The sequence below is a fragment of the Sagittula sp. S175 genome, assembly GCF_049800975.1.
In the GTDB taxonomy this organism is placed as follows: domain Bacteria; phylum Pseudomonadota; class Alphaproteobacteria; order Rhodobacterales; family Rhodobacteraceae; genus Sagittula.
On the sequence record NZ_JBNAGB010000009.1, the window covers coordinates 15,672 to 29,710 of the forward strand.

Consider the following 14,039-nt stretch of genomic DNA (forward strand, 5'->3'; position numbering starts at 1 on the left):
CGAAACCGAAAGCCCACGCCCCGACCGACTGCACGGCCAGATAGCAAATCAGCCCGACAACGAAGGATTTGAAAGTCACAGTAAGCCTCCCGATAGGGAATACTTACTGGTTCGACCTGCCGGGTGTAAACCTCAAAGCCCCTCTCAAACTGTGTCAGGCCGCCGTTTCCGGTGGTTTGGCATGACATCATCCAGAGTAGTATTCGCGGTAATCCTCACTGTAGGCCGCACTGTCGCCTTCATCGGAATAGGCACGCAGCCGCCGCAGGTTCACGCGGTTCAACACGACCCCCAGAACCTTTTCTGCGACGCGCGGATCTGAATGGATGAGCTTGTCGAGCAGCAGTTTCCGCGTTTTGCCCCACTCTGCAATCATGACGACATAGTCGATGTCGTCGATCATCGCCCGGACGTCAGATACCGCTCCCATCGGAGCCAGATCCACGATGATGAAATCGTAGAATTCCCGCAGGTCATAAATCAACTGGCCAAAAGCCGAGCTGGAGAGCAGTTCTTGGGGATGCAGGAACTCTTTCGGCATTTGGCCGGGGATCAGATCCACGCCGGTTTCGCCGACTTGCTTGCGGGCTTGCATCCAGTCCATCTGTCCGGTGAGCACTTCCAGAAGGCCGGTCCGCCGGCGTGGACCAAAGAGCCGCGACAAACCGCTGCGATGCGGGTCTGCGTCAATCAGCATGACGGAGTAGCCTCCTGCGGCGATGGATGTCGCAAGGTTGTAGGCCGTCAGCGTCTTCCCCTCGTTGGGCCGCGACGAACATATGCCCAGGACCACCGACTTCGAGCCTCGCCCAACAATCTGGCTGCTCAGTCGGATGCTGCGGAGGGTCTCCGAAAATGGCGAGCGCGGATACTTGAGCGCGTAACTCGGGGGCGTGTCGAGCACTTCGACACAGCCGTCAGTTTGGTCGGGCGAGGGTGTCAGTTCGTCCTGGATCACCGCGCGCATCCGGCTGCGTTGCGCCACGGCTGCCGCGGGAAGTTCAGGCAGGTAACCAAGAAAGCGCACGCCGATCTCATCTGTGGCCTGCTCGGCCGAGTACAGGAAACGATCGCGCCATTCACGGATCGCTGCGAGGCACAGGCCCGTTATCAGGCCGAGGATGATGCACAGCGCCAGTGCGGTTTTTGCGCTGGGGCCGGCAGCAAACTGCGGGATCTGTGCGGCATTCAGCACCCGGACATTGGAGACCGGAAAGCTCTTTTGCTGTTCGATTTCCTGAAATTTCGTCAGGAAGTTCTGATAGAGCGCGGTCAGCGTGGCGGCGCGGTCTTCCAGCGCGCGAAGATCCACCTGCATCCGGCCGGCCTCGACATCATTGCTGACCGCGTCGTTCAGACTCTCTCGCAGCGCGTTCGCCCGCGCTTCGAACAGCGAGGCTTCGCCCCGTGCCTGTTCCATCTGGATCTTGATCGCAGAGAACAGCCGTTCTGCCGCGTTCTGAACGCGGACTTCCCAGCTGCGGATCGTGGCTGGCGAGGCGTCCGGAACCCGGCGCACGCGTTCGAGGTTTGTCACCAAGTTCGTCAATTCGTTCTGGATCTGCTGGAATTCCGGATCACCAATCGGTGGCAGTCCCGCGGGAACACCGTCGCTCACGAGGGAGCCCAGGCCTCGGTCGACGACCTGTTCCAGCGCGCTGACACGTGCGCGGGCGCGGGCTGTATTGGCAATGGCGTCAGTCAGGTCCGTGTTGAGGGCAGAAACAGCGTTCTGGGACATGCTGGTGTTGTTGGTATTCACCAATCCATTCTCTGCGCGGAACGCCTCTGCCGCGCGGGCAGCCGCACGGGCATCGGACTCGAGCATGTTCAGACGGTCCTGCATCCATGTCGTCATGCGCTCCGTCGCCTCGAAGTTGGCGTTGAGCACGTCAGAGACGTAAACCTCGGCAAAAGCATTCACCACGGCGGCCGCCAGGTGTGGATCGGTCGACCGATACGTTATGGCAAAGGCCGAGCTCTGGCCGATGCGGTAGACCCAGATTTCCGATTGCAACGCCTGGATGGCCAACGCGCGCTCCTGCGCGGCGATCAGCTCCGGCGAAATATCCATTGGGGCCTGCGCGGTCGCCCCGGTCAGATCGAGGTTCGTCACCTGCTCGGATTGTGCCCGCAGCCAGACCATCGGCAGTCGGGCATAGCCGATTATCGTGCCAAGGATCTGTGCCGTCATGGAAATCGGTGGGTTCATGAAAGCTGCGTTGGTCTGCAGGTCCAGTTCGTCAACCACGCGCCCGGCAATCTGGTCCGACGCGATCACAAGCCGCGCGCTTTCCATTGTCGAGTCGGTGATTGTCAGATCGGTGGTCGAAGTGACCTGTGACAGAGTGCGCCCGATGTTGGCATCCAGCATGACCTGAACGCTGGCGTCATAATATCGCGGCGTAGTCAGGACATAGAACAGGCCAAGAAGGCACCAAACACCCACGGCACCAAGGATCGTCCAGCGGCGCCGCCTGAGCGCGTTCATGACCCGCGTCAGGTCAAGGGTCTGGCCGTTTTGGGTCAGGTCTTCGCGCAGTTCCAGCGGTCCATCGTGAAATTTCAACATATTGGTCATAACTCCGCAGGTCAGCCCTTGTCCGTTGTCGGGGCAGGCGCGGTGCCGGGAGCACCGTAGATTTGCAGGTGTTGGCCACCAAGGCAGCCGGAGATTGCGCCGACGTGAAGCGCTCCGCGCATCAGCGCGCGGTTGCGTTTGAGCGCATCCGGGGACGCCGCAGTGATAAGGCAGTAGCCTGCTTTTGCGGTGGCCAACACGGATTGCCGGATAATGCCGGCCAGCCCCAGCCCTTCGCAGATCAGCCCGCCATGCGTTTGCCCCATGCGGTAGCGGCGGCGCAGCAGCCACGACAGGCGCGCGCGATCCTCCGGGACAGTTTCCCGGACCACTGCAGCTGGGGCAAAACCAATCTGCCCGCCCGCCTTCAGGTATCGCGCGAAATAGGCGGTGTCCTCGCCGCCGCTCTGGCCTCGATCAAGGTCGAAACGCAGGGCACGCAGGCGCGCATCCGAACGGTCCAGCAGCAGGTTGCAGGTGTAGCCCGTGTGCGCGCGCGCTTCGGTGTCGATGTCCGGCTCCGTGTCATGCACGTTGCCGTGCCGCATCCACTCCGGTGCGCCGGGACCGTAGTCCGCGCGCACGGGACCGATCACGGCACCGCAACCGGTGTCTTCGTGGCAGGCCAGCAGGGCCTTGAGCCAACCGGGCGTGACAGTCTCGTCATCGTCGATGAAAGCGAGGAATTGCGGATCGACCTGCTCCGCATGGTCGAGGATCGCATTGCGCGCAACCGAGATATTGCGTTCCGGCGCATGGAGGTAGTCTACCCGGAAAGGCAGGTTGCGTGCATACTCGGTCACGCGCGTCCGCGCGACGGGGGTGGTGTCGTTGTCCGCTATCACGACTGAAAGTTCCACATTCTCCGGCAGGTCAAGCTCGGCAAGCGATGCGAGCGTTGCCCCCAATGTGTCGCGACGATAGGTGCAGATCCCGACGAGGACATTCGTGTTCATGGCGTGCCCCGCCCGGTTGCCGGTGCAAGTTTTTGCCGCCAGAATCCCGCCGACCATGACAGTTGCATGAGGCCCGCCACTGGTCCGGCCAGAATATTGCGCGGGCTGCGGCTCTCGCGGATAATCAGGACCCCCGCAGCAATACAGCCCAATATCCAGAACATCAGCGGCAAGGCAAAGACGGGATGGACCGGGGTCAGCAAAGACAGAAGCAGCGCCGGAGCCAACGCCGCCACGAGGGACTGCCTTCGGGCGGGTCTTGCGTGATGTTTGGCTAGGTTACGGGCGCGACCACGGCCAAAGCGGAAATATTGCAGCATGAGCCCGGATAGGGTTGCGCGCGGGAAGTATTCGATCCCGGTTTTTGCTGTGAGCCAGATGCGGAATCCAGCCTGACGCAAACGATAGTCCAGTTCGGCGTCTTCATTGTGGCTGAAGTCGGGATCATATCCGCCCACTTGTCGAAATGCGGCGATCCGCATCAGCGCGTGGTGCCCATGATCGACCCAAGCGCCTTTTGTCCGGTTGCGATGCGCCGAAGCGCCGTTGCCAAATCGCGAGTTCTGCGCGGCCGCAACGATGCGTTGCAGCGGTCCTTGCCCAATCGCATGCATGGTCACGACGACTGAGTCTGCCCCGGTGGTGGAAGCCTCCCGAAGCAGGACCTCGCAGAAGTCGGAGGGGTAGGCGGAATGCGCGTCGAGGCGGATCAGCATCTCGCAATTTGTGCCATGGGTCTCGACCGCGAGATTGACTGCTGCACTCTGGAAACGAAGTGGATTGTCCAGAAAGTGAAGGTGCTCTGTTTGCAAGGCGCGCTCGGTCACGATGGCACGGGTGCCGTCGGTCGACCCCCCATCCGCCACAACGATCCGCGCGTCGTGAGAGGCAGCGAAACCGGCAATCCCGTCGAGGACCGCGCCTATATGCGCTGCTTCATTGAGTGTGGGGATTACGATGAGGGTGGTCATGAGGTCGGCTCCTCGCGAAGGGAAAGCTTGCCTTTTTGCGCTTGGCTGTGCAGCGCTCCCAGCCCGCGCAAGGCGTCAACGAGCGCGTTGCATTCTTCTTTATCCGTTTGCCAAAGGCTGCGGGGGAGAGCCGCGAGGCACTCACGCATGGCGCTCAGGGTTTCGGCAGAGAGAGTTGACAGACTGGCGGTCACTGCCGCGAGCTCGGGTGTCGCGACATGCAGGCCACACCCCATATGCGCGGTGCGGCGGTCGACCTCCGTGTTGCAAAGGGTAATCGGCACGGCGCCATGCAGGCCACCTTCGTAAAGGCGATTGGGCAGCAGCCAGTCTGAATTGGCGCCTGCGTCGTATCGGTCGATCAGCCATGCCAGATCACAAGCACCGTAAATGTCAGGCAGATCTTCAGGCCAGCGGTAGGCGCCGCCGAATTCCATGTCGGGATTTGCCGCCACGACCCGGTCGAAATCGGGCAGGACATCCATTTGCGGTCGGCCCCTGAGCAAGATCCGGTATCGACCGGGCGCGGCACGGGTCAGAGCGTCCAGCGTGTGCAGCGACCAGCGGCAGCGCAGGATACCAAACCAGCCGATCGTGATCCGCCCTTTCTCGGCAGGGAGCAGCCGGGTCGTCACCACTTCGGTGGCAAACGGCTTGTTTTCCACCAGCCGCCTCGGCGTGTGCGGCAAACGGTAGGGCCGCAGGTATTGGCTGTCAAAACCGGGCGAGGAAATCCACACCTCGGCGGCGTGGCGCATCAGTCGCGCCTCAAGCCCGCGCAGCATCCGCGACGGCAGCCGGTCGCCCAGCATGACCCGATGGACATCGAGCAGCTCGTAGACCAACGCCGGTTGCGCGCTGAAGGCCTGCATGCAGGCACGCCCCAGTAGCAACATCTCGAGATTGCGCGCCAGAATGACCTGAGGGGCTGCATCGGCACAACGTTCGGCCAGGATGCGCCCGATCTTCGGCAACCAGCGGGCGACGCTGACGGCCCGTGCCACCAGCTTGCCATCTTGGGTCTGGCCAAGCGTCAACGCCTCCTCCCCGAGCGGCGCGGTCCCGCGTCGAAACCCTGCCAAGGTCACGTGCGCGCCACCTTGGCGCAGCATCCGCACCCTTCGCCAGATCGCGGCATCGTCGAGGTCATGGGCAAGGTAGAGGATGTTCATGCAACCACTCCTCGAAAGCGGACTGCGCGCGATACGGATACCGGCGGTCGCAACACGCGGCGCGCGTAGACAGCGGCCATGATGGTCAGGATTGAAACCGGCTCAAACTGTGTGAAGAACACGACCTCCGAATTCAGCAGAGCAAGCTGACGGATCATGAAACCGGCCAGAAAGAGCGATTCTGCCGACGGCTTGGCGATGGCCCAACCGATCAGAACGAAGCCGGCTCCTCCGACGATGGCGATCTGGAGGGCGACACCGATCAACCCGATCTCGACCGCGTTGGAGATCAGCGAGTGATGAAAGTGAAAGCCGATCTTTGAATCGATACCGAATTGTGTCCAAAGCGCTTCGGCCGTCGGGTTGCCAGGAACCCAGAACCCCTTGAACCCCTGCCCAAGCAGCGGATGAGCGGCGATTTCCTGAAAGGCGATGCGCCAGAGGTCAGTGCGTCCGGTCAGGGTCAGGTCCTTGCCCGTGGCTGCGAGGAATGCCCGTGTGAAACTGTCGAAAAACCCCGCAATCAGGACGATCAGGATGGCACACAACAGGGCGGCCATCAGGATGCCAAACAGTTTCTGCCAGCCGCTCAGACGACGCATCAGAGAGAAGCTTACCATCGCCAGCGCGGTCAGCATGGCCGCCAGAAGTGCCCCGGCGGACCCGGCCTTTACCAGTGACAGGACGCCCAGCGCCACGGTCAGTACCCCAAGCAAGCGCCACGCACCGCGCCAGCGAGGATCCAGCAGAACCGCCAGACCCGCGATGACGCAAACCGTGCAGAATTGTGCAAAGGCATTTTTCGATGCGTAGATCCCGACCCAATGACCTACGGGCGTCTGACGACCAATGGCCAACGACAGAAGGAGCGTCAGGAAAGACGTTACCAGAACGACCCGCAATACCGAGCTGATCGACAGTCGCGACGCCGCAGCGACAGCAATGGCAAAGGTCAGTGTCAGCTGAATGGCATTGCGAAGCGTTTGCCCCGGTGCATATGACCAAAGCGTCGACAGAAGGCACCAGAGCGCCAGCGCCCAGATCAGTCCTGCCGCCTGTGTTTCGGCCAGCAGGTTGCCGGGACGCCGCAGTACCAAGGCAAGACATGCTATGAGAAAGATCAAGGCAGCTTTTGAGCCGCCCAGCGTCACGACGTTCAACGCCATGAGCGCCACTCCCAGCCAAAGCGCCGTCGGGCGCAGCAGTATATCGCCTGTCCGGCTGGTCACGGTGCCTCGCAGGTAATCGACCCGGGGAAAACGCAACGTTGACCCAATGGCGTGAACGAAAACTGCGCCACGGTCATACGGTTTGGCGTGGCACTGGGCGCGTATCGCCCCATCCATCCGGGAAAGCTGTCACTGCCCCAATGGCTGAAATAGACTTTCATCGGATGTGTCGGGATGTGCTCGGTTTCCTCGCGGGCCAGCACGCCATCGACGTACCACCGCAGACGACCCGGTTCCCAGCTGATGGCGAGATGGTGAAATCCGTCAGCTGTCGGTTTCGCCTGATATGCCTGTCCGGCGCCCAGATCATTGCCATCCACGTAGCGGTTCAGCCAGACAAGATCCGGTGCTTTTGTCAGAAGCTCAAAGTCTATCTCGTCATGTGGCTGGTCATGGACCTGCCCGGTATACAGGAAAAACGCGGCATTCAGACCCGGCCCTGCATCGTTGGCCCGGATATGAGCCTCGAAGGTGCCGTACTGGTAAAAAGCCTTTGTCTGGAATTCGCCACACAGGGCTTCTTGTCCGTCCGCTTCCGGCAAGTATGTCAGCACCGCCCCGGTGCCGGGAACGGCCTCAATTGCCTTTCTGGACCAGGTGCAATTCTGATGGTTCCCGTTGCGCCAGCCATCTGAGACATACCATGTCTTGCGATCCAGAACGGCCAGATCGGTCCAGAAGGCTTCTGTGGATGGCGTGATGTCGGCCGCAGAAGAGGGGCCGGACGAAAGCATCAGTACACCGGCCAAAGTCGCAAAAATCGTCTTCCAGTCGTGCATCGGCAGCCCTTTGCAGCGTGTCAGGTCTGAAGGCTAACACGCGCCTTTGCTGATGCTGCATTGCAGAACGGAATGCGGTGGGTTTCCTGCCGAATTCGCCGTGGGGTGCTTAAAAACGCGCCAAATGCCTGAAAATGCGCAGGGCTTGGGGGTGAGCGAGGCTTGCCGCACACGCAAAAAGGCTGTTTCGATTCGATTGGTCTATGGAAGGGCGAACCGATGACGATCTCCGTAATCATGGCCAACTATCGTGGCGCAGCCTTTCTTGATGCGGCCATTGGCTCGGTTCTTGGGCAGACCGAGGCCGATCTGGAGTTGCTGGTGGCAGACGATGCATCTGGCGATGGCTCCGTCGACATCATAAAGGCATGGCAGGCACGCGACGCTCGTGTGATCCTGCTCGAGGCGCGGACCAATGGCGGTGCAGCTGCCGCCCGCAATCGCTGTCTGGATATCGCACGAGGGGACTGGATCGGCGTCGTGGACAGCGACGATATCCTCCATCCGGATCGCTTTCGGCGGTTGCTGATTGCTGCGGGGCGGCTGTCAGCGCAGATGATCGCCGACGACATGGTATTCTTCTCCACGGCGCCGGATGGGGCCGGCCGGACGCTGCTTCAAAGTCTGAACCTGACCGCGCCGCATTGGTTTACCGCCAATGATCTCGTGGTGTCCGACATTCCCGGTAGCGCACTTCCGCCGTTCGGCTACCTGAAACCCTTGATCGCCCGCGACCTGATTGATGACCTGCGCTACGACGAAAGCCTTCCTGTCGCCGAAGATTTCGACTTCTATCTCAAGGTGCTGGCGCGCGCGGGGAAGGCTGTTGCCTTGCCCGATCCGATGTATCTCTATCGCCGTCACTCCGCCTCGCTCTCACACCGTTTGAGCGTCGATGCCGTGCAGCGGATGATCGACGCGCAGTCGGTCATGGAGAAAGACTGCGCCCCCGAATTGGTCGCAGCCTTCCAAAGCCGGGCAAAGGCATTGCGACACAAGCTTGCATTCGAACAGCTCGTCGCGGATGTGAAGGCGCGCAATCCCGGCAGGGCGTTGTCCGAGGTGCTGCGGCGGCCCGCGTTGGGTCTTGAACTGGCGCGCAGCCTGAAAGAGCGCCTTGCACGGCGCAGCGCGACATCTGCGCCCCGGACGCCGCTTGCGCTGACGCTGGGGCATGGGCCGGCGGGCGGTGCGACCATAAGTTTCCCGCAGGTGCCAGAGCCTGACGGCGTCTGGACGACACCGGTCGCACCTTTCGCGGCTAAACTCACGTCACTCGCGGCACAGCACGAACTGGCGATCACTGCAGAAGGTCCGGAGGCTCATTGGGCGCTCTGGTTGGTTCCGGATTGGGTCAGCGTCTCGCTGACGGACGGAAGGGACGATCTGCCCCAACCGCCGCGGGAACGGTCGGATCAGGCTGCACGTTTGGAACCTAATGCGATGGCGGTGGCGTAAATCCCCGCAACCACGATCGACGCCGCAAGCATCGACAACAGCACGGCGATGGGCATCGGCCAGCCGGGAAGGGTTTGGGTCAAGAGGGCAGGCAGTTGACCGGTGGCAAGCCAGACCCAAAGCAGCCCGAGCTCGGTCAGGACGATTGTGGCCAGCGCCACTGCGGTGGCGGTCCGAATTGCAAATGGCATTCTTCTTCCGCCCAGCGCCCGCCGCAAGCTGCCCAAAGCGTGACTCGCATCTGACTGGATGACCAGAAGGGACGGCACCAGGAACAGCACGACAAAAAAACCGACCGACAATCCGTAGACCAAGGTGACCACGGTTGGCTTCAGAAACAGCGACTGGCGGCTTTCCTCGTACATCAGTGGCGCAAGGCCCAGCACTGTCGTCAAGGTCGTCAGCAGGATCGGGCGCAGGCGATCGCTGGTCCCCTGTACGACGGCCTGAACGATCGGCAGACGCTTTGCATGGTCGCGCACAGTGGTCACCAGAACGATTGCATCATTGATGATGATGCCGGACATGCCAATGAGTCCGATGATGGTGAACAGCGACATGGCAAGACCGAAATGGGCATGGCCCCAGATCGTGCCGATCAGGCCAAACGGAATGACGGCCATCACGATCAACGGCTTCAGCCAGCTGCCGAAAACCCAGGCCAGGACCATGTATATACCGAGGATGCACAGCATCACGCCGCCCATGACGTCATCGAAGAAGTCATCCTGCTGCAGCGCCAGCCCGCCGAGGTCCCATGACACGTTGTGGCGACTGGCGATGGCAGGAAGGATCTCGTCACGCATTTGGGCCGCGATCTCCGCGGCACGGACAGGGTCGTCCTCGGATAGTGCGCCGGTGACGCTAACCAGCCTGCGACCGTTCTCGCGAGTGACGGTCGAGAAGGCACCGGTACTGTCTATGTGGACGATCTCGCCAAGAGGCACCCAGTCTCCGGACGGCGTGCGCATCAGGGTGGTGTCCAGGAAATCTGCGTGCAGTTCCCCTTCGGGCAGTTGCACAGTGACCGCAGTGGTGCGCGTGCCTGCCGGGAATTCCACTGCCGTGATGCCATTCAGCCGACCAAAGAGCTCCGCCCCGATCGCTGCTGTTGTAAAGCCCAGCGCCTCGCCTTGCGGAGTCAGTTGCAGCACCATGTCGTCTTTGCCCCAGGGGAGACTGTCCTGAAGGCCTGTCACCTCGGGGTAAGCGCCCAGTGCGTTCGTCAGGTCAGTGGCCGCAGCCTTGAGCGCTCTGCTGTCGGTCCCATAGAAATTCACCGCCAGCGAGTCGCCCGACGGCCCCATGCCTTGCGTGCGAAAACTGAGCACCGCGATCCCGGCTGGCCGGTCAATCTCGGCATTGAGGTAGCGGACGAAATCTTGCGCCGAGAAATCCCGCAGATCGGCGCCAACCAGCCCGATGTCGATTGATCCAAGGGTGTCTGGGTCCATCGTCTCTTCGCCCGGGATGCCCTTGGCGGCGGTGCCGCCGACCTGTGTCAGCACATGAACAACAGGATAGATACCCGTGTCGGTCTTGATCTGTCGGGCCACTTCCGCGACCGCGCGTTCCAGTTCCTGCGCCATGGCCAGGGCATCGCTGCGTCTATGGCCCGGTAGAAAGGCAAAGTTGCCGGTGACGGAGGCGCGTTCGGGTGCCGTGTAAAATGCCCAGGGGACCTCTCCCGTGATGGCTTTTTCCGCGGCGAGGGCCAAAAGCAGCAGCATTGCCGCCACCACGGGGTAGCGTAGCCGGATGACCCAGGTCATGAGCGGTCGAAACACCGTCTGCACCATCCAGGCAAAGCCACGGTTGAACTGCCGGGATGGCCAGTCGTACCAGGCCTCCCGAGCGCCTGCATGCAAGGCGTGTCGCATGTGGTTCGGCAGGATCAGAAAACTCTCGATCAGCGAGGCTGCCAGAACGGCTGTCACCACCACGGGAATGTCACCGACAAGCGAGCCGAACTCGCCGCCGATCAAAAGAAGCGCGATGAAGGCAAGCACGGTCGTGATGGTCGAACTGAACACCGGCCCCAGCATCTTGCGCACGGCAGAAACCGGTGCCACGTCGGCGCTTTCGCCCATGGTCCGGTGCCGATAGTCCGCGTGCTCCGCCACCACGATAGCATCGTCCACAACGATCCCAAGCGTGATGATAAGTGCAAAAAGCGACATCATGTTGACTGTGTATCCTGCGAGATACATCACGCCCACGGCGGCCAGCATCGAGACAGGGATACCCATGGCCACCCAGAACGCCGTGCGGGCCGACAGGAAAAGAAACAGGACCACAAGCACGAGGATCAGGCCGGAGAATCCATTGGACATGAGGATGTTCAGACGGTCGGTGATGTCTTGGGCACGAGCGTTGATCAGGGTGATCTGCACCCCTTCCGGCAGCTCGGTCTCCATGGCGGAGGCGAGTGCGCGAACCTCCGCCTCCATCCCGATGGCATCGCCTTCGGCGGTGCGGTCCACGCGGATCAATACCGCCGGTTCGCCACCCATGTAGTAGGCCTGTCCGGCATCGCTGCGCGTCACGCTGACGGTGCCGAGGTTGCGCACGTACAATTTCGAACCGTCCGGGTTCACCTTCACCGTGATATCCCGGATGGCGTCGGCTTCGCGGGTTTCCACCCCGGCGCGCAGGCGGGCATTGGCTCCGGCGACATCTCCGGCCGGGCTCGTGTCGACCTCGCGTGCGACGGCCAACGCAATATCCTTCAGGGCCACGTCGTGACGGACCCGGGAGGCTTCTGGGACAGTGATCTCGATCTGCGGTGCGGCTATGCCTGTAACTGTCGTGCGCGTGATACCGGCGCGGAAGAGCCGGGCGACGAAGTCGTCGCCGATCCGGGCGATCTCGTCGGGCGCAGCCGGGCCGTGAATAACGACATCCGTCACCTTGTCGCGCCAGACGCCACGCCGGACGACCGGTTCCTCGGTGCCCTCGGGCAGGGTGCGCACGCTTTCGACCGCGCTTTTGACATCCTCGGTGGCGCGCGCCATGTCCCAGCCGGGTTCCAGCGTCAGGGTGATGGTGGTGGCGTCTTCCTTGCTCACGGCGGTTGAAGTCGCCACTCCTTCGACGCTCTGCAATGCTGGTTCCAGCAAGGCGACCACGGCGCTGTCCATCTCCTCCGGTCCGGCGCCGTTCCACTTGACGCTGACCGTGACAGTGTTGATGACCACGTCCGGAGAAAACTGTGATCTGATCTTGGTCGTCGCGGCAAAGCCAAGGATCAGCATCAGCACCATCACGAAACTGGCCGCCGTGCGATGCGTGGTGAAATAGCCGAGGACGCCGCCGGTCTTCTCGCTGCGCATTTACTGGCCCTCCGCCATCTTGGCTTCGAACTTCTCGACCGTGGCGGCGGGCACCAGCGGGCGGCGCATTTCCTCGAGGAACTTCTCGCGCATCTCCGGCTTCATTTGCTCCGAGCCTTCGATGAAGGCGATGATTGCGGCGCGTTTCGTGTCATCAATCTCGACACCGTCCGGTTCTGCGGCAACCTCTGGCAGAGCAGCGACTGCGCGAGCCTCAGCCTCGGTGGCGCTTATCGGCGTGACCGTGATCCCGGCGTTCAGCTGCACCGCCCGGGCGGTGACGTATGACGCCCCAAAGGGGACGTCGCCCACAATGACCCGATCACCCTGTCGTCGCAGCATGCTTGCCTGCACCTCCTCCAAACGGTTCTGGTCATCGAGCACCAACAACCGCCCATCCGCCGTAAGCGCCGAGGCGGGAATCTCCGCCACGCCGTCCATCGGCCGTTCGGGAATGCTGACCGTGACGAAATCCCCCGGACGGACCACAGTGGGATCTGCCTCGACCATCTTGGCGTAGACCAGCCGCCCGACTGTCGTCGCGTCGGTCTCGGCGCCAACACGGTCCAAGGTGGCCGAGGCCTCTATCACTTTGCGTCCCTGCTGGATGCCAATCACGGCTTCGGTCTTGCGCAGGTCCCCGGCACCATTCAACAGCCGCGCATATTGCGTCGGTGTCACGCGAAAGACGACCTCCATGTCGGTGGGATCTAGCAGAATGGCCAATTGCTCGTTTGCCGTCACCAGCCGCCCTTGCACTACTGTTACAGAGGCCAGAACCCCGGCAAAGGGCGCTGTGATCTTGGTGTCCTCCAGAGCCTTCGTCGCGTCATCGCGCTGAATGAGGCTGCGCGCCAGAGTGATGTCGGACTGGGCCAGCCTCGCTTCGGCACCCGCCACCACCTGTCGACGGTTCACAAGCGTTTGCTGTGCCGCGGCCCGCGCGAGTACAGCGCCTTCCACATCTGCCTCGGTCGCTACGCCGCGGTCCTTCAACCCTTTCTGTCGCGCCAAAGACTGGTCACGGATCGCCAGCTGATCCTCGGCGGCAGAGGCCTCCAACCGGGCCAGTTCCAGCGCCGACGCGGCTTCGGTCACCCCGGCTTTCGCCTGTGCAACGTCGATTTCGGCCATCGCCAAAGCGGTTTCGAACCGCGCCGGGTCGATGCGATACAGCAGGTCGCCTGCGGCCACCATGCCGCCGTCGCGCATCACGGGAGAAAGCTCCACGATTTGCCCCGCAAGGGCCGCGCGCAACTCCAGCACCTGACCGCTGGTGGTGTGTCCATAGACCTCGATGCGCGGCGTAACGGACGCCGCTGTCAATGTATCGACCTCGACCGTGTAGGCCTTGACCTTTGGCGTCTTCGCAGCCGCCCCGGCGGTGCCGCCATCGCGCCATGCGGTGTACGTGATGCCTCCAGCCGTCGTCAGCAAAGCCGCAGTCGTTCCTGCCAGCAAAAGGCCCACTCCGGCCCGCACCAAGGTCGCCATGCCCGGTTCTCCATTCCTGTGACGGCGCGCGCGCCGCATTTGGTCAAACCGACGGTGCGTCTTTACA

General features: G+C 62.2%; 9 protein-coding genes. 1 reads left to right on the forward strand and 8 read right to left on the reverse strand.

Going from position 1 to position 14,039, the window contains the following annotated elements:
• Nucleotides 1–187: 187 nt before the first annotated feature.
• The 6 genes from ACP16H_RS13065 to ACP16H_RS13090 are packed head-to-tail and all read right to left on the reverse strand — an operon-like array spanning nucleotide 188 to nucleotide 7,688.
• Nucleotides 188–2,581, reverse strand: coding sequence for a Wzz/FepE/Etk N-terminal domain-containing protein (locus tag ACP16H_RS13065; protein WP_425072748.1), 2,394 nt, complete (start codon nucleotides 2,579–2,581; stop codon nucleotides 188–190).
• An 11-nt stretch (nucleotides 2,582–2,592) separates the two neighbouring features.
• Nucleotides 2,593–3,537, reverse strand: a complete 945-nt coding sequence (locus tag ACP16H_RS13070) for a glycosyltransferase (RefSeq protein WP_425072749.1) — start codon at nucleotides 3,535–3,537, stop codon at nucleotides 2,593–2,595.
• On the reverse strand, nucleotides 3,534–4,508 hold the full coding sequence (locus ACP16H_RS13075) for a glycosyltransferase family 2 protein (protein ID WP_425072750.1): 975 nt from the start codon (nucleotides 4,506–4,508) through the stop codon (nucleotides 3,534–3,536). Before ACP16H_RS13075 ends, ACP16H_RS13070 begins: the two co-directional genes overlap by 4 nt.
• Entirely contained in the window at nucleotides 4,505–5,680 is a 1,176-nt protein-coding gene (locus tag ACP16H_RS13080; protein WP_425072751.1) for a glycosyl transferase, read from the reverse strand. Before ACP16H_RS13080 ends, ACP16H_RS13075 begins: the two co-directional genes overlap by 4 nt.
• Nucleotides 5,677–6,909, reverse strand: a complete 1,233-nt coding sequence (locus ACP16H_RS13085) for an O-antigen ligase family protein (protein WP_425072752.1) — start codon at nucleotides 6,907–6,909, stop codon at nucleotides 5,677–5,679. The genes ACP16H_RS13080 and ACP16H_RS13085 overlap by 4 nt, the downstream gene beginning before the upstream one ends.
• Nucleotides 6,906–7,688 (reverse strand): family 16 glycosylhydrolase, encoded by a 783-nt coding sequence (locus ACP16H_RS13090; protein WP_425072753.1) that lies wholly within the window; start codon nucleotides 7,686–7,688, stop codon nucleotides 6,906–6,908. Before ACP16H_RS13090 ends, ACP16H_RS13085 begins: the two co-directional genes overlap by 4 nt.
• A 162-nt stretch (nucleotides 7,689–7,850) precedes the next feature.
• Here ACP16H_RS13090 and ACP16H_RS13095 point away from each other — a divergent pair, with 162 nt between their 5' ends.
• Nucleotides 7,851–9,146: a glycosyltransferase family 2 protein gene (locus tag ACP16H_RS13095; protein WP_425072754.1), complete on the forward strand. Its 1,296-nt coding sequence runs from the start codon at nucleotides 7,851–7,853 to the stop codon at nucleotides 9,144–9,146.
• Here the strand turns inward: ACP16H_RS13095 and ACP16H_RS13100 are convergent.
• Together ACP16H_RS13100 and ACP16H_RS13105 are read right to left on the reverse strand one after the other, a co-directional pair.
• Nucleotides 9,104–12,478, reverse strand: a complete 3,375-nt coding sequence (locus ACP16H_RS13100) for an efflux RND transporter permease subunit (protein ID WP_425072755.1) — start codon at nucleotides 12,476–12,478, stop codon at nucleotides 9,104–9,106. The two genes, ACP16H_RS13095 and ACP16H_RS13100, sit on opposite strands and share 43 nt — an antisense overlap.
• Nucleotides 12,479–13,972 carry an efflux RND transporter periplasmic adaptor subunit gene (locus ACP16H_RS13105; RefSeq protein WP_425072756.1) on the reverse strand — a complete coding sequence of 498 codons (1,494 nt, stop codon included), beginning with the start codon at nucleotides 13,970–13,972 and terminating at the stop codon, nucleotides 12,479–12,481.
• Nucleotides 13,973–14,039: the final 67 nt, after the last annotated feature.